The following is a 16,458-nucleotide window of genomic DNA, read 5'->3' on the forward strand; positions in this document are numbered from 1 at the left end:
GCGCACGGTCGGGGCCCCGATCGGGCGCTCGGTACGCGCCCGTAGCCGGTGATCGCGGCCCGTGCCCCGGCCACCATAACGGCCGGAACGGACGAGATCCTATCGAGATCATGACGCGAGCCCCGGGCTGGTCCGGGGCGCCGAACCGAGCCAGTGACCGACCAGCTCGCGGTAGAGCCGGGACAGCACCTGCAGATCGCCGTGCCGGGCCAGCAGGCCGCGCCCGCCGTCCAGCAGCAGCACCCGGTCCGCCCGCAACGCGGAACTGATGCGGTGTGCGACGACCACCAGCGTCCCCGGGCGGGCGGCGAAGGCCCGCTCGACCCGCTCCTCCGCGACCGGGTCCAGGTGGCAGGTCGCCTCGTCCAGCACGACGACCGGGGCGGGCGACAGGTACGCCCGCACCAGCGCCAGCAACTGGCGTTCACCTGCGGAGAGTTCACTCGGATCGAGTAGCGCGGCGCCCGGCCCGCCGAGGCGCGCCACCAGCCCCTCCGCGCCCAGCAGCGCCACGGCCGCGGCCAGCCGGTCGTCGGTGACGTCCGGAGCGAGCCAGGCCAGGTTCTCCCGCACCGAGCCCGGGAACACGTACGCCTCCTGCGGGACCAGCGCCACCGGCCCGCCCGGCTCCGGCCGCACCCCGCCGACCGCCACCCACCCGGCCGTCGGCACCGCCACCCCGGCCAGCAGCGCCGCCAGCGTCGACTTGCCCGCCCCGCTGGGCCCGACCACCGCCACGTGCTCGCCGGCCCGGACGGCGACGTCGATCCCGTCCAGCACCGGCACCGCGCCCTCGCCGTGCCCGAAGCGGACGCCGGCCAGCCGGATGTCGGGGGCACTGCCCGCGGGCCCGGGCCGGTGGGGACGCCCCGGGGTGGTGGCGTCATGCTCGGGCGCGGGCCTGTCCGGTGGTGGTTCGGGAGTCCGGGCCGCGGCTGGCCGGCTCGGCCCGGCTGCGTCCGCGGCTGCCGTGCGGCGGTGCGCTGCGGGTGCCGCGCCGCTCGGGGCCCGGTCGGAGGTGGCGGCGGTGCACCGGACGCCGGTGTACCGGACGTCGGTGTCATCCCGGGGGTTGGGCGAAAGGGGCTGCGCGGTGGCGCGGGCGGCGTCGTGGGGCCGGTCGGCGGTCGTCGTCGTGGCCAGGCGGTCGAGGACCACGGCCAGGTCGAGCAGCCAGCCGCCGACCGTACCGGCGAGGGTCCGGACGGCCGGGTCGAGTTGCTGGACCACGTAGGTGGCGACGCCGAGCAGTTCGCCCGGGGTGAGGGCCCGGTGCGCGAGCAGCCAGGGGGCCGCCGCGAGGACGGCGAGGACCGGCAGCCGCCCGCCGACCGCCACGACGAGCGCGCGCAGTGCCGATGCCCGGCCGAGTGCCCGGGAGGCGGCGGCGCTCGCGTCGGCCGCTCCGAGCAGTGCCCGGGCGACCTCGTTGCCGGTGCCGGTGGCCTGGACGTCGCGCAGCCCGTGCAGCGCGCGTCCGGCCTCGGCGGCGAGCCGTTCCTCGGCCAGCACCACCGCCCGCCTCCGCGCCACCATCGGGCGCAGCAGCCGGACGAAGAGCAGTCCGGAGACGGCCAGCGGCAGCAGGACCAGCGGCAGTACGGCGGGCGCGAGCAGCGTCAGGCCGATCAGTGCGGCGACCAGGGTGACCCCGACGCCGCGCAGGGTGCGGAGCAGGGTGGCGGTCAACTGCCGCGCGGATTCGACCTGTTCGGTGAGCCGGGCGATGTCGGCCGGATCCGCGGTCGGGCGCGCGAGCGCCCGGCGGACCACCCGCTCGACCAGGGCGTCCCGCAGCGGCTCCACCACGGCGGCGAGGTGCGGGAACCCGGCCCGCGTCGCGAACGCCCGGACGGCCATGGCGGCGCCGAACCCGCCCGACCAGGCGAGCCCGACGCCGGGGCGTCCGGCCAGGAACCCCTGGTCGACGGCGGCCGAGACGAACAGTCCGGACACCAGCGGCGGCAGGGCCTCCACCCCGGACCACGCGAGCATCCGCACCAGCGGCCCGCGGGTGGCCGCCAGTTGCCGGAACAGCAGCCCCCAACCGGGCGGGGCGTCGGGCGTGGAACGTCGGCCCCGCCGACTTCCGGCGCGGGCGCGGGCGGGCGCCTTCGGCGCCGGGCTGTCCGTGCGTCCGGACGGACGGCGGTGCGCACGGCGGTGCCGGTGCGGCGCGGTGGCGGGGCCCCGCGGCGTGGAAAGTCGATGTCGCCGACTTCCTGTGGAGGGGAGCGAGGTGGGCTGCATGGCTGGTCGGCTGAACCGGCTTTCTGTGAGAGGGACGGTCCGGCGGGCGCGAACGCGGAGCGGGAACGGCGATCCGACGTGGGAAGTCGGCCCCGCCGACTTCCCACGCGGGCCGTCACCCGGCGGCAGCGGCCCGCAGGGCGGTGTCGGCGAGGGTGGCGCGGTAGTCGGGGTGGGTGAGCAGGGTGGTGTGCGGGGCCAGGGCGCGGAGGCGGCCGGCGTCGAGCCAGGCGACGAGGTCGGCACGGGCGGCGACGGCGGCCCGATGGGCGACCACCAGCCGGGTGCGGCCGCGGGTGGCGCGGTCGAGGGCTTCGGTGACCTCGTACTCGGTGGCGAGGTCGAGGCCCGAGGTCGCGTCGTCCAGGACGATCACCCGGGCGGGCCGGGCCAGCAGCCGGGCGAGCCCGAGGCGCTGCAACTCGCCTCCGGAGAGCCGGAGTTCGTCGAGCGGGGTGTCCCAGCCGGACGGCAGTCGCCGCAGGAAGCCGTCCGCCCGGGCGGCCCCCGCCTCGGTCGGGCCGGCGCCGGCCAGCGCGTCGCGCACGGTGCGGCCGACCAGCGCGGGCCGGGCGAAGGCGTAGCCGACCGCGTGCCGCAGTTCGGTCGGCGCGAGGGTGCCGACCGGGACGCCGTCGATCAGGACGGTGCCCTCGTCGGGGTCGCGCAGTCGTCCGGGGAGCGCGGCCAGCAGCGACTTGCCGGAGCCGGAGCGCCCGACCAGGGCAACCGTGCGGCCGCCGGGGACGGTGAGGTCGAGCGGCCCGAGCAGCACCCGGTCGCCGTCGCGCACCACCACGCCCCGCAGTTCGACCTGCCCGGGGCCGCCCGCCGGGAGCGCGCCCGCACCGCAGGGGGCGGCCGCGAGTGCCAGCAACTCGTCGACCCGGGCCTGCCCGGCGCGCGCGTGGGCGACCCCGACCAGCGCCTCGACCTGCTCGAACAGTCCCGCGCCGAGTGCCGCCCAGCCGGCCGCCGCGGCGAGCGCGCCGGGGGCGAGGGCGCCGTCGGCGAGCAGGGTGCCGGCGGTGGTGAGCACCGAGACCTCGACCAGGGCGATCAGCAGGGTCGCCTGCCAGGCGGTGCGTCGCTGGGCCGCCCAGAGCGCGTGCCCGGCCGCCGAGAGCTCCGGAAGCGGCGCCAACACCCGTGTGGCCTCGCGCTGTTGGGCTCCGGCGGCGTGGATGCTGCGCAACCCGCCGAGGGCGTCGCTCAGTCGGGCGGCGAGGACGGCCTGGGCCTCCTGGTAGCGGGCGAACGCCGGCCCGGCCTGCCGCAGGAAGAGCCGGATCAGCACCACGCCGGGCACCACGCCCGCGAAGAAGGCGAGCGCCAGCCACGGTGACAGCACCCCGAGTCCGACGATCGCGCCGACCGAGGTGAGCAGCGCGGTGGCGGCGCCGAGGACGGCGGGCAGGCGTCCGCCCGCGGCGCCGGCCGAGCCCAGCAGGCGGGCGGCGAGGTCGCCGGGCGGTGGTCCGCCGTGCAGCCGGCCGCCGGGGCCGAGGGCGAGTAGGTGGCGGACGAGGCGGCCGCGCAGGGCGGCGGTGACCTCGGCGGAGCAGGCCGGTCCGGCCGCCGCGGCGGTCGCGTCGGCGGCGGCGGCCGTGCCCAGGACGAGGGCGAGCAGCAGGAGGGCACCGGGTACGGAGCGGCGGCCGAGGGCGGCGTCGACGGCGCCGGCGAGTACGGCGGGGAGCGCGAGCGTGCCGGCGGCCCCGGTCGGCAGGGCGAGGCCGAGGGCGAGGGTCCAACCGGTGGGGCGGCGGGGCAACCGGGGGCTCCCGTCGGAGAGTCGGAGAGTCGGAGACGGCGTGTCGGAAACGGAGCGGCGGAGACGGCATGTCGGAACGGCGTGTCGGAACGGCGGCAAGCCCGCCGGAGGCAGGCGCGAGGCCGGCCGGAAGAGGGCGGGTGCCGCCCCCGCCTGTCCGGACAGGCAGGAGCGGCACCCGGTGACTACCGCCCGATCAGGGTCGGCCGAGCCGCCGGGTCAGCTGACCGTGAACAGCAGACAGGTCAGGATGAGACAGGTGTACTGGCAGCCGTTGCCGTGGCCGGTCAGCTCGACGGACTCGGTCTCCGGCAGGTCCTGCAGAGCCGCGAGGTCGGTCTCGAAGTCCACCGTGTTCTCCATGTTCGTTTCCTCCCCTTGAGGTCACGCCCGCCGCGATCTGCACGCGGGCGTCGGGTATCGCCCCCGGACGGCCTCCATCCACCGTGCCGGGGGTGTGCCCCGGGCCTCGACGGGCCCGGGAGTCTGTGGGGTGCGGGGGTGCGAGGTGCGGGGCGGCTCAGCCCGGCCGGCCGGTCCGCAGGAACGCGGCCAGCAGCTCGTGCAGCACGGCGGCGCCCTCCTCGGCGAGCACCTCGTGCCCGGAGCCGGCCGCCTCGACGTACCGGAAGTCCTCGCCCTCGATCCGGCCGATCCGCAGCAACTCGTGCCGCAGCGAACGGGATTGGCTGACCGGGACGACCTCGTCCCGGTTGCCGTGCACCACCAGCAGCGGTGCGCTCAGCCGGTGTGCGAGCTGCAGCACGTCGCGCGGGCCGCGGGCGTCGGCGATCGGTTCGCCGCCGCCCAGCCGGGTGGTCAACGCCCGTACGGGGGGCGCCGCTTCGGCCAGCAGTCGGGCGCCGGACAGGAACGGGGCGACCACCGCGCAGCGGGCGACCTGGTCCGCCGGTGCGTGCGCGGCCGCCAGCAGCGCCAGGAACGCGCCGTAGCTGACCCCGAACAGGGCGGGCGGCTCCAGGCCGAGTGCCGCCCGCTGGCCGGCGATGCCGTCCAGCAGGTACAGCACGTCGTCCAGGTCGGGCCCGCCCCAGGCGCCCCGGATGGCCAGCGCGTGCGCCACGCCGTAGCCCGTGGAGCCGCGCTGGTTGGGGGCGACCACCGCCAGGCCCTCGGCGGCCATCCGCTGCAGCGCCGGGTCGAACTCCAGCCGCCAGGCGTCGGCCGGGCCGCCGTGCAGCGCCAGCACCAGGTGCGGGCTGCTCAGCCAGGCGTCGCCGCCGTACACCACGGCCTCCAACGGGCCGGCCGGGCCCGCCAGTTCGAGGCTCTGCGCGGGCTGCCAGCGGCCGCCCTCGCCGGGCGGGGTGCTGCCGTCCAGTCGCCAGCCGGGCGGCGGGGTCCGGACGGGGCGCACCTCGCCGGGCTGCCAGGGCAGTACGGTGTCCCGCCACGGACCGGGCAATCCCGAGGCCAGCGGCGCGAGTTGCAGCGGCAGCGGCATCGGGCCGGTGCCGTTCGGCACCGGGCCGTGCGCCAGCAGCGCGTCCACGTCCAGGGTGGCCAGAGCCGTCGGGTGGTCGGGCGAGGAGTACGGCAGCCGCAACCCCGCCGCGTCCCAGTGCCCGACCGCGCCGAGCCGCCCGGGCGGCACCGGCACCGGGTCCAGTCGCCCCGTGGCCGGCCGCCACAGGGCGAGCGCGGACCCGGCGCCGTGGTCGATCTGCACTGCGACCCGGGGGCCGTCCGCTGCCTGGTGAAGGGCGACCGGCCGCAGGACCATGCCGGCGACGTGCAGGCACTCGGGGAACCGCAGCGGCTCGCCGCCGCCGAGGACGCCCCAGCCGAGCCGGTCGGTGCCTGGGGCGTCGCTGCGCACCATCGCGAACCGGCTGTCCGGGTCGAACAGCACCAGGCGGTCGTTGCTGCGCTCGCCGATCTCCAGCAGCGGGGTGGTGGTGCCGCTGCGCAGGTCGAGGACCACGCTGCGGACCAGGCCCGCGTTCACCCGGTCCAGGGCGAGCAGCGCACCGGTGCGGTCCAGCCAGGTGCCGCCGCCGTGCAACCCCGGGATCTGGGCCACCGGTTCGGGCGCGCTGCCGTCCGCGCGCACCAGCCAGGCGGTGGTCGCCGGGCGGGTGTCGGTGCCGAGGGCGACCGCCACCGGGGTCCGGGGGCCGAGGCCCTCGGGTGGCACGGGGAGTGGCAGCAGGCGCAGTCCGGCCATCCGGAGGGAGGCCAACGGCTGTTCCACGGTGGTGGTTTCGCCGTAGTGGAGGCGGACCAGGTCGTGTCGGTCGCCGTCGTGCCGGCAGACCAGCACCGAGCCGTCCGGCAGGGCGACCAGCTGGGAGCGCAGGCTCTCCGAGCGGTTGCCGGACAGCGGCAGCGGTAGCGGCGCGGCTGGGGTGCCGTCCTGTGGCAGCCGCCAGCTCTCCACGTACCAACCGCTGTCGGCGGACGCGGCCAGGCAGGCGGCGTGGCTGCCGTCGGCGGCGAAGGCGTAGCTCAGCCGGCGCAGCGCCTGGGTCACGGTCCGGGTGGCCACGTTCATGCTCCGCTCACCCCGCTTCCACCGGGCGGGAGTCCGGGCGGGAGTCCCGGCGGGGCCGGGTCCAGCCAGAGCCGGGGGCCGCCGTGCCGCAGTCGCAGCAGGAAGGCCAACGGGCCTGCCGTGCCGGTTCCGTAGGCGGGGGCGCAGCCGGTGCCGGTCTCGTCCGGGAGGACCAGGAGGCCGTCGCGCAGGGCTGCCCGGGTGGCCAGGAGGGTGGCCACCTGCTCGGCACCGGTGCGGAACTCGGGATCTCCGGTGGCCTCGGCGAGGTCCAGCAGGTACTCGCCGTCGCCGGCCAGCCCGTGGCAGGCGCTCGCCCCGCCGTGCCAGCGGGCGGCGAGTACGGCGCGGCCGGCGGCGCGGGCCAGGTCGAGCGCCTCGGTGTCGCCGGTGGCGCGCCAGAGCCGCAGCAGGAAGCTGCCCGCGCCGGAGGAGCCGCTGCACCAGTGGGCGAGCCGGATGTGCGCCGGGTCGCCGGCGCTCTGCGGCCACCAGGCGGTCCCGCGGTCGGCAGCAGCCCGTCCGCCGCTCCGCCCGTCCTCGCCGTCCGGGCCCGCTCCCCAGCGGGCGGTGGCGGCGAGCGTGCGCCCGGCCTCGGCGGCGCCGGCGAGCAGGGCGCCGTCGCCGGTGGCCCCGGCGGTGGCCAGGAGGAAGGCGCCCACGCCCGCCACGCCGTGGGCGAAGCCGAGGTGGGTGATCCCGGCGAGCGCCGAGTCGAAGTCCGCCGGTACCGGCCAGACCGTCCCGTGCGGTTCGCGGCGGGCGGCGGCGAGCAGTGCGTGGGCGCCGCGGGCGGCCCGGTCGAGGAAGCCGGCGGTGTCCGGGTCGGGGGCGTGGGTGCCGGGCGCATCGACGGCGGCAGCGCCGAAGTCGTCCGCGGCGAAGCGCAGTCGGGTGAATCCGGCGCCGGCCGCACCGTGGCAGACGTCGGGGTTGGGCCATTCGACCGCGATCCGGTGGGCGAGCCCGGCGGCGCGGTCGGCGAGTGCGGCATCGCCCAGCACCCGGGCGGCGTCCAGCAGCGCCCAGGCCGTCCCGGAGCGCCCGAAGTGCAGCCCGGGCAGCACCACCGGCTCGGCGGCGACGCGCCGTTCGATCCAGTCGGCCGCGGTCCGGGCCGTCCGTGCGGCGTCCGTGCGGACGGCCTCCGGCAGCCCGTCGGCCGCGACCGCCCGTGCCAGGACGGCCAGCACCCCGGCGGCGCCGTGCTGGACGTTGCACGGATCGGTCCGCTCGCCGGCGGGCACCACCGGCCAGAGTCGGTCCCGTCGCTCCGGGGTGGCGGTCGCGGCGATGTGCCGCAGGCCGTCGCCGAGGAGGCGGTCACCCACGAGGCGGTCACCCGGCGGACCGTCGCCCAGGAGGTGGTCGCGGCGGGCGGCGTCGCCGCGTGCCGGGCCGGTGCCCGGTCGGGCGGGCGCGTGCCACAGGGGCGTGACCAGGGCGGGCCGGGCGGCGCGGCCGGCGTCGGAGTCTCGCGGCGCCGCGCCCTCGCGCAGTGCCTCCCGCACCCGGGCGATCGCCCACCGCTGCTCCGGATCGTCGGCCCGCAGCCCGAGGACGGCCGGTGCCAGGCGGCGCGCGGTGGTTCCCGTCCGCGCGGCGAGGACGAGCCAGCGGCCGAGGCGTTCGGTGACCGGGCGGGCCTGCGGGAGGTCCTCCGGCAGGAGGGGGTCGTGGCCGGTGGCCAGGAGGAAGAGCAGACCGCCGAGGGCGTACAGGTCGACGGCCGGGTCGGCGACGCACCTGCCGGCGGGGGCCAGGCGGCCGGGTCCGTGCTCGGGGGCGCGGTAGCCGGGGGTGCCGGCCGATCCGGCGGTCCGGCCGGCCTCGGCGGCGAGTTCGAGGTCGACCAGGCGCAGGGTGCCGTCCGGGCGGACCATGACGTTGCCGGGGGAGAGGTCGCGCAGCACCAGGCCCTGGGCGTGCACCCGCTCGACCAGGTCGAGGAGGGCGTGCGCGACCGGTCCGGCCTCGGCCCAGTCGACGTCGGGGCTGCCGTCGCGGCGCAGCCGGGCGGCGACCCAGCTGCTCAGCGGCTCTCCGGCGATTCGTTCCTGCACCAGGAAGACGGAGTCGTCCTGTTCGATCAGCTCGACGGCGCGCGGCGCCAGGCCCTGCCCGGTCAGGCGGTCGAGCAGCGCGGCCTCGTGCCGCAGCGCGTCGCGGGCGTCGGTGCCCGCGCGGTCGACCTCGATGTGCGCCCGGGCCTGCTTGACCACGACCTCGGCGCCGCTGGACGCCTCCCGCCCGAGGAACACCCCGCCCTTGGCGCCGTGCCGCACGGCGGCGGTCACCGCGTACCGCCCGGCCAGCAGCACGCCGCCCCTCCGCTTCCCGCGCCCGGCGGCTTCGGAGCGCGGCGCCGGCTCGGGCCGCGGAGTCGCTTCTGACCGCGCCGAAGCTTCGGAGTGCGCCGCCGCTTCGGACTGCGCCGCCGCTTGGGACTGCGCCGCCGCTTCGGACCGCGTCGCCGCCTCGCTGCGCAGTGGGTCCCGTACCCAGCCCGGCGCCCGGTACGACCCGCCGCGCACGTCCTCGGCCCGCTCCCCACCGGGCCCGCGCAGCACCGACCGGTACTCCCCGTCGTTGCCGAGCTCCGCCGGCAGCGCGAACGCGCCGTACCGGTAGTGCACCCGGCTCCCGGGCCGGTACGGCCGGTCGGAGAGCACCACCGGCCCCGGCAGCCCGGCGGTGGCCCGGTCGAGCTCGGCCGCCAGCCGCTGGAACTGCGCGTCGTCCGCCGGGTAGACGGTGATGAACTTGCCCGCCGAACCGCGGTCGCTGTTGCGGGAGTTGAGTTCGCTCAGCCGCTCCTGCGCGGCGGCGAACTTGAAGCTGCACGGGTCCGCGGCGAGTATCCGGACGACCGCCGTGAGCACCTCCTCGCCGGCCATCGACGCCGCGCTGACATGGAGCTTCCACCCCTGCTCGGGCAGGGGAGAGGACGCGGACGGCCTGGCCGTGCACCAGAAGCCGCCGACGGTGACGTCCCAGTCGCCGTCGCCTCCCCGGCCTCCGGCGCCGGCCAGCGCCGCCCGCGTCGTCTCGGGCCACGAACCGCCTGCATCCGGTTCGCGGCGCGCCGGTCCCCGGCCCCCAGCAGCACGCAGCGATGTGCCCGCGCTCATTCGCCACCACATCCCTTCGTCGGTTGCTGCCCCTCCAGGGGCGGTGAGGACGACGCCTCGGCGGGGCCAGGGGGCCCGCGCCGGCGGGGTGCCCGCCCCGCAGGCCCGCCGGGGCGACTGGGGCAACTCCCGTTCGCAGGACTGAAGTTAGTTTCGAGAAAACCGGCGGCTCAACGCACAGCCGGTCACTTCACTCGTAAGGGTGATCCAGGGGCGGTTTCGAATTCGTACGAGAGCCCTGGTGTGTGCAGCGAGCGCCGGGCGTGCGGGTGCGCACGGCCCGCGCGGGGCTGTCCGGGCGCCCCCCGTCGCAGGTTGACGCGCATCCGTGCGCCGACGGCACCCGCGTCCGAAGCCCTCCACAAGCCGTTCGAACACCGCGCCGATCCGACGCCGACACCCGCGCGGCCTCCCCACCGCGCCCGGCCGAGCCCCGCCGGCACCTGCACCGACGCCTGCACCGACACCCGCGTCCGCCGCCGGGGCACCCCGCGACCGCCCTGTCGCCGCCCCGGCACCCGAACGGCCGAGGCCCGATCGCCCCCGCGCGCACGGTAGTCTCGACAGGTGCCGAAACTGTCCGACGTCATCACCGCGCTCGAAGAGGTCTACCCGCCGCAGTGGGCGGAGTCCTGGGACGCCGTCGGCCTGGTCTGCGGAGACCCTCAGGCCGAGGTCAACCGCGTGCTGTTCGCCGTCGACCCCGTCCAGGCGGTCGTCGACGAGGCCGTGGAGTGGGGCGCCGACCTCGTGGTCACCCACCACCCCCTCTACCTGCGCGGCACCACCAGCGTCGCCGCCACCACCTTCAAGGGCCGGGTGGTGCACACGCTGATCACCAACGGCATCGCCCTGCACGTCGCGCACACCAACGCCGACCACGCGGACCCCGGCGTCTCGGACGCGCTCGCCGAGGCGGTGGGCCTGCGGGTGACCGGTCCGCTGGTGCCGGACCCGACCGACCCGCTGGGCCGCCGGGGCTCCGGCCGGATCGGCCTGCTGGAGCCGCCGCTGCCGCTGTCCGCGTTCGCCGCGCGGGTCGCCGAGGGCCTGCCCGCCACCGCCGCCGGCGTCCGCGTCGCGGGCGACCCGAACCGGCTGATCAGCCGGGTCGCGGTGTGCGGCGGCTCGGGCGACGGCTTCCTCGCCGAGGTGCGGGCGGCCGGCGTCGACGCCTACGTGACCGCCGACCTGCGCCACCACCCGGCCTCCGAGGCCGCCGAGGCGGCGCCCGTCGCGCTGGTCGACGCCGCCCACTGGGCCACCGAGTGGCCCTGGCTCGGCCTGGCCGAGCGCGCCCTGCAGTCCGCCGCCGACAAGCACGGCTGGACCGTGGAGACCAAGGTCTCCCACCGGGTCACCGACCCGTGGACCGCGCACGCCCCCATGTCCTTCACCGCCTGACCCGATTCACAGGAGCTCCCCGCTTGAACGCCGCGCCCGCCGACCAGATCCGCCTGCTCGACCTCCAGGCCATCGACTCGAAGCTCGACCAGCTGGCCCACCGGCGCCGGACGCTGCCCGAGCACGCCGAGATCGACAAGGCGACCGCCGACCACACCGCCCTCAAGGACCTCGTCGTCGCCGCCGAGGCCCAGAAGGGCGACACCGCCCGCGAGCTGACCAAGGCCGAGCAGGACGTCGAGCAGGTCCGCGCCCGTGCCGCCCGCAACCAGCAGCGCCTGGACTCCGGCGCGATCACCTCGCCGAGGGACCTGGAGAACCTCCAGCACGAGATCGGCTCGCTCGCCAAGCGCCAGGGCGACCTGGAGGACGTCGTGCTGGAGATCATGGAGCGCCAGGAGAGCGCCAAGAGCCGGGTCGAGGAGCTGTCCGCCCGCCTGGAGCACTCCACCGTCGTCCTCAACGAGGCCGAGGGCCGCCGCGACGCCGCCTTCGCCGAGATCGACGGCGAGGCCGACAAGGTCAAGCGGGACCGCGAGACGGTCGCCGCGGTCATCCCGGCCGACCTGCTGAAGGTCTACACCAAGCTGCGCGAGACCCAGGGCGGCGTCGGCGCGGCCCGGCTCTACCAGCGCCGCTGCGAGGGCTGCCGCACCGAGTTCTCGATCACCGAGGTGAACGCCATCAAGGCCGAGCCGGCCGACAAGGTGGTCCGCTGCGAGAACTGCTCGCGGATCCTGGTCCGCACCGCGGACTCGGGCGTCTGAGCCGGTGGCGGCGCGCTTCATCGTCGAGGCGGACGGCGGGTCCCGGGGCAACCCGGGGCCGGCCGGCTACGGCGCGGTGGTCCGGGACGGGGACACCGGGCAGATCGTCGCGGAGGCCGCCGAGTTCATCGGCCACGCCACCAACAACGTGGCCGAGTACCGGGGTCTGATCGCCGGCCTCAAGGCGGCCCGCGAGCTCGACCCGGACGCCTCGGTGGACGTCCGGATGGACTCCAAGCTCGTCGTCGAGCAGATGTCCGGGCGCTGGAAGATCAAGCACCCCGACATGCAGCCGCTCGCCGCCGAGGCCCGGACGGTCTTCCCGCGCGGCCGCGTCGCGTACACCTGGATCCCGCGCGAGCGGAACAAGGACGCCGACCGGCTGGCCAACGAGGCGATGGACGCGGGCAAGGCCGGGCGCCAGTGGGAGCCCAGGCCGAAGGCCCCGGCCGCCGACGAGCCGCCGCTGGAGACCGCCGCCCCGAAGGCCGGCTGGGCCGCCCCCGCCGACCTCGGCACCCCGACCACCTTCGTCCTGCTGCGCCACGGCGAGACCCCGCTCACCCCGGAGAAGCGGTTCTCGGGCAGCGGCGGCAGTGACCCGGAGCTCTCCGACAAGGGCCGCTGGCAGGCCGAGCGGGCCGCCGAGGCCCTCGCCGCGCGCGGCAGCATCCAGGCGGTGGTGGCCTCCCCGATGCGCCGCACCCGGCAGACCGCCGAGACCGTCGCCGCCCGGCTGGGCCTGGAGGTCCGGTACGAGGACGGGCTGCGCGAGGTCGACTTCGGCGACTGGGAGGGCCTGACGTTCGCCGAGGTGCAGCAGCGCCACCCGGAGGACCTGTCGGCCTGGTTGGGCTCCGCCAAGGCCAAGCCGACCGGCAGCGCCGAGAGCTTCACCACCCTCACCCACCGGGCCGGCGTCGCCCGGGACAAGATCATCGCCCGGTACGCGGGGAAGACCGTGCTGGTGGTCTCGCACGTCAGCCCGATCAAGACGCTGGTCCGGCTGGCACTCGGCGCCCCGCCGGACTCGATGTACCGGATGGAGCTGAGCGCCGCCTCGATCTGCGCCGTCCAGTACTACTCGGACGGCAACGCCTCGCTGCGGCTGCTCAACGACACCTCGCACCTGCGCTGACCCGCCTCCCGGGGCGGTCCCGCCTCCCGGGACGGTCCCGCCTCCCGGGGCGGTCCCGCGCCCCGGGGCGTCAGTGCACCTCGGTGACGACCACGTCCAGCTGCCACGGCTTGCGGGCGGTGCCCTCGGCCGCGAGCTCCACCCGGTGGCCCAGGTCCAGCAGCGCGTCCATCAGCTCGCCGGGCGTCTTCGGCTCGGCCCCGGCGACCAGGAGGTCCCGGACGAGCCGGCCCTTGGTGGCCTTGTTGAAGTGGCTGACCACGGTGCGCTTGCCGCCGCGCTCCTGCAGCACCCGGACGGTCGCGGTCCGGGCGGCCACCTCGCCGGCCGGCTTCCAGGCCGCCGCGTACGCGGAACTGCGCAGGTCCAGCACCAGCCCGTCCGCGACCTCCGGGAGGACGGCGGCCGTCGCGCCCCGCCAGTACGCCCCGAGCGCCCCCGGGCCGGGGAGCTTCACGCCCATCGAGCAGCGGTAGGACGGGATCCGGTCGGAGATCCGCACGGCGCCCCAGAGGCCGGAGAAGACCAGCAGCGAACGCTCGGCCCGGTCGTACGCGGCGGGGTCCAGGGTGGCCAGGCCGAGGTTGTCGAACAGCACCCCGGTGTAGACCTCGCCCGCCGGGCGGGCGCCGGCGGTCGGCAGCCCGGCGTTCTTGGCGATCTCGCCGCGCAGGCCGGGGGACAGGCCCAGCACCTCGGCGGCGGTGTCCTCGTCACCCCGGCAGAGGCCGACCAGCGCGTCCAGCACCGTCGCGCGCGCCGCCGTCAGTCCGGGCAGCGACAGCCGGTCCAGCGCCACCGGCCCGCCGTCCCCGGACCCGGCCTTGCCCTCCGAGGGCGGCAACAGCACCAGCACAGCGGACTCCTCAACAGTTTGTGGCGACGGACCCCGCCACCCTACTGCGACCGCTCCGGCTCCCGACGCCACGCGGAGGGGCGGGAGGTTACGGCGCTCCGGCCGCCGTCCGCACCCCTGCCCGCCGCAAACCGCACCGCGCTGCTCCCGCTTCGCACCGCTCCTCTCCCGCTTCGCACCGCTCCTCTCCCGCTTCGCACCGCGCTGCTCCCGCTTCGCACCGCTCCGCGCCGGCGGCCCGGGGCGGTGGCGAGAATCCGGTGGGAACATCCCCCACCCGCCGCTACCGTGAGCAGCGAGGAGAGTGATCGAGATGACCCTGCGACCCCTGGACCTGGTGCCCGACGACGGTGACGCCGTGGAGGAGTCCCTGTCCGTGCGACTGCCCGCCGGTCTGCCGGAGGAGACCCGGCAGGCGCTGGAGTTCGCGCTGCGGGCGACGGCGCAGGCGGTGATGGCCGGGCGGGTGCGGGTGACGGAGGCGCCCGGCGGGGCGGACACCGCCGAGCTGGCCTTCGAGGTCCGGCAGTCCGAGGTGCCCGAGGCGCTCACCGAGCAGGCCCGGCCGGACAGGGCCGAGCGCCGGGCGGCCATGGTGGCCCGGATCCGCGCCGCCAACGCGGAGACGCTGGAGAGGCTGAAGGACCTGTGACGACCCTCACCGAGTACCTGGACCCGGAGGACGTCACCTACCTCGCCGGCGGCCCGGAGAACATCCGCGACCTCGGTGGGCTGCTCTCGGCGATCGCCCGCCCGCAGGCGAGCGTGTTCGGCGACGACGCCTACCCGGACCTCTGGTCCAAGGCGGCCGCACTCGGGCAGAGCCTGGCCCGCAACCACCCCCTGGTCGACCGCAACAAGCGCACCGCCTTCGAGGCGATGCTGCTGTTCCTGGACTACAACGGCGAGCCGTACACCGACCCGCACCCGGACGACGCCGTGGCGTTCATGCTGCGGCTGGCCACCGGCGGGTACGACGACGCGGTCGCGCTCGCGGCGAAGGACCTGAAGTCCCTGCTGGGACGCTGAGCCTTCGTCCGGAATCACCTGATTCGCCCTACGCTGCCTCCATGCCTCGCCGAAAACTGCGCGTCAAGGCCGCCGACTCCGCCCGGATCAACACCGAGCTGACCGAACTCCGCTCCCGCCTGGAGATCCACACCGAGTGGCCGGAGCCGGTGCTCGCCGAGGCGGAGGAGGCGGCCGAGCGCCCCCGCCTGCCCGAGGACGACGCCACCGAGCTGCCGCTGTTCACCGTCGACCCGCCCGGCTCCCGCGACCTCGACCAGGCCATGCACCTCACCCACCGCGCCGGCGGCGGCTACCGGGTGTACTACGCGATCGCGGACGTGGCCGCCTTCGTCCGCCCGGGCGGCGCGATCGACGCCGAGGCCCGCCGCCGGGTCGAGACCCTCTACTTCCCGGACCACCGCGTCCCGCTGCACCCCACCCGGATCTCCGAGGACGCCGCCAGCCTGCTGCCGGGCGAGCCCCGGCCCGCCCTGCTCTGGCAGCTGGACCTGGACGCCGACGGCGCCGTCGTCCTCGCCGACCTGCGCCGCGCGCTGGTCCGCTCGCACCGCCGGCTGGACTACGCCGCCGTCGAACGCGCCGTGGAGCTCGGCGGCGCCGACGAACAGCTCGCCCTGCTCGCCACCGTCGGACGGCTGCGCGAGGAGCAGGAGCGCGCCCGGGGCGGGATCAGCCTGCCGGTGCCCGAGCAGGAGGTCGAGGAGACCCTGCACGGCTACGTCCTCGGCTACCGCGCGCCCGGACCGGCCGACGGCTGGAACGCCCAGATCTCGCTGCTCACCGGCATGGCCGCGGCCGAGCTGATGCTGGACGCGGGCGTCGGCCTGCTGCGCACCCTGCCCGCCGCGCCCGCCGCCGCGTACGAGCGGCTGCGCCGGATCGCCGCCGCACTGGACGTGGACTGGCCGCAGGCGCTCCCGTACCCGGAGCTGATCCGCTCGCTGGACCCGGACGTGCCGCTGAACGCCGCCTTCCTGAACGCCTGTACGGGCCTGCTGCGCGGCGCCGGCTATCACGCCTTCGACGAGTCCCGCGGCCTGCCCGCGCCCGCCGAGCCGGGCCACGCCGCGCTCGCCGCCCCGTACGCGCACTGCACCGCGCCGCTGCGCCGGCTCGGCGACCGCTTCGCACTGGAGGTCTGCGCGGCGGTGGCGGCGGGGGAGGACGTGCCGGACTGGGCGCGGGAGGCGCTGCCGTCCGTGCCGGAGCTGATGGCCGGCGGGGACCGCCGCGCGGCCGAGGTCGAACGCCTCTGCGTGGACCTGGTTGAGGCGGAGCTGCTGGCCGGCCGGGAGGGTGAGGACTTCTCCGCGGTGGTCGTCGACGTGGACGAGAAGAGGCCCGGCTCGGGCACCGTGCAGCTGCGCGATCCGGCCGTCCGGGCGCGCTGCGAGTCGCCGGGCGCCGGTGCGGCGGCGGGCGCGACCGGGGGTGCGGCCGGTCCGCTGCCGCTCGGTCGGGTGATCGACGTCCGGCTGACGAAGGCCGACCCGGCCACCCGGACCGTCCGCTTCGCGGCGGTGTGACCGGGGCCCGCCCCCCAGCCTGCTCCGCGCCGCCGCGCCCGCCTGCCCCGCGCCGCCGCGCCCGC

Annotated in this window: 12 protein-coding genes; 6 read left to right on the forward strand and 6 right to left on the reverse strand. The window is 77.0% G+C overall.

Annotation, left to right across the window (positions count from 1 at the left end; translation table 11 throughout):
* Positions 1-108: 108 nt before the first annotated feature.
* The 5 genes from ABT048_RS22670 to lanL all read right to left on the reverse strand — a co-directional run bounded on the left by ABT048_RS22670 (position 109) and on the right by lanL (position 9,670).
* Positions 109-1,995, reverse strand: a complete 1,887-nt coding sequence (locus tag ABT048_RS22670) for an ATP-binding cassette domain-containing protein (protein ID WP_350523267.1) — start codon at positions 1,993-1,995, stop codon at positions 109-111.
* Positions 1,996-2,365: 370 nt separating this feature from the next.
* On the reverse strand, positions 2,366-4,024 hold the full coding sequence (locus tag ABT048_RS22675; protein WP_350523268.1) for an ATP-binding cassette domain-containing protein: 1,659 nt from the start codon (positions 4,022-4,024) through the stop codon (positions 2,366-2,368).
* A gap of 219 nt (positions 4,025-4,243) precedes the next feature.
* On the reverse strand, positions 4,244-4,387 hold the full coding sequence (locus ABT048_RS22680; protein ID WP_158835523.1) for a VenA family class IV lanthipeptide: 144 nt from the start codon (positions 4,385-4,387) through the stop codon (positions 4,244-4,246).
* 157 nt (positions 4,388-4,544) lie between these two features.
* Positions 4,545-6,539, reverse strand: coding sequence for an alpha/beta hydrolase family protein (locus ABT048_RS22685; RefSeq protein ID WP_350523269.1), 1,995 nt, complete (start codon positions 6,537-6,539; stop codon positions 4,545-4,547).
* Positions 6,536-9,670 (reverse strand): class IV lanthionine synthetase LanL, encoded by a 3,135-nt coding sequence (gene lanL / locus ABT048_RS22690; RefSeq protein WP_350523270.1) that lies wholly within the window; start codon positions 9,668-9,670, stop codon positions 6,536-6,538. Before lanL ends, ABT048_RS22685 begins: the two co-directional genes overlap by 4 nt.
* Positions 9,671-10,237: 567 nt before the next feature.
* Between lanL and ABT048_RS22695 the strand changes: the two genes are divergently transcribed.
* Genes ABT048_RS22695 through ABT048_RS22705 form a run of 3 tightly spaced genes read left to right on the forward strand, consistent with a single transcriptional unit; the run spans position 10,238 to position 12,979 of the window.
* Positions 10,238-11,074, forward strand: coding sequence for a Nif3-like dinuclear metal center hexameric protein (locus ABT048_RS22695; protein ID WP_350523271.1), 837 nt, complete (start codon positions 10,238-10,240; stop codon positions 11,072-11,074).
* Between the two features lie 23 nt (positions 11,075-11,097).
* Positions 11,098-11,841 (forward strand): zinc ribbon domain-containing protein, encoded by a 744-nt coding sequence (locus tag ABT048_RS22700; RefSeq protein ID WP_350523272.1) that lies wholly within the window; start codon positions 11,098-11,100, stop codon positions 11,839-11,841.
* Between the two features lie 4 nt (positions 11,842-11,845).
* Positions 11,846-12,979, forward strand: a complete 1,134-nt coding sequence (locus tag ABT048_RS22705) for a bifunctional RNase H/acid phosphatase (RefSeq protein WP_350523273.1) — start codon at positions 11,846-11,848, stop codon at positions 12,977-12,979.
* Between the two features lie 70 nt (positions 12,980-13,049).
* Here ABT048_RS22705 and yaaA read toward each other — a convergent pair whose 3' ends face one another.
* Positions 13,050-13,835 carry a peroxide stress protein YaaA gene (gene yaaA, locus ABT048_RS22710; protein WP_350523274.1) on the reverse strand — a complete coding sequence of 262 codons (786 nt, stop codon included), beginning with the start codon at positions 13,833-13,835 and terminating at the stop codon, positions 13,050-13,052.
* A 313-nt stretch (positions 13,836-14,148) separates the two neighbouring features.
* On the opposite strand from yaaA, the gene ABT048_RS22715 reads away from it, so the two are divergent.
* Genes ABT048_RS22715 through ABT048_RS22725 form a run of 3 tightly spaced genes read left to right on the forward strand, consistent with a single transcriptional unit; the run spans position 14,149 to position 16,393 of the window.
* Positions 14,149-14,487 carry a hypothetical protein gene (locus ABT048_RS22715; RefSeq protein WP_350523275.1) on the forward strand — a complete coding sequence of 113 codons (339 nt, stop codon included), beginning with the start codon at positions 14,149-14,151 and terminating at the stop codon, positions 14,485-14,487.
* Positions 14,484-14,864 carry a type II toxin-antitoxin system death-on-curing family toxin gene (locus ABT048_RS22720; RefSeq protein WP_502894057.1) on the forward strand — a complete coding sequence of 127 codons (381 nt, stop codon included), beginning with the start codon at positions 14,484-14,486 and terminating at the stop codon, positions 14,862-14,864. The genes ABT048_RS22715 and ABT048_RS22720 overlap by 4 nt, the downstream gene beginning before the upstream one ends.
* A 41-nt stretch (positions 14,865-14,905) precedes the next feature.
* On the forward strand, positions 14,906-16,393 hold the full coding sequence (locus ABT048_RS22725) for an RNB domain-containing ribonuclease (RefSeq protein ID WP_350523276.1): 1,488 nt from the start codon (positions 14,906-14,908) through the stop codon (positions 16,391-16,393).
* Positions 16,394-16,458 lie beyond the last annotated feature (65 nt).

The sequence above is a fragment of the Kitasatospora sp. NPDC096140 genome, assembly GCF_040303045.1.
In the GTDB taxonomy this organism is placed as follows: domain Bacteria; phylum Actinomycetota; class Actinomycetes; order Streptomycetales; family Streptomycetaceae; genus Kitasatospora.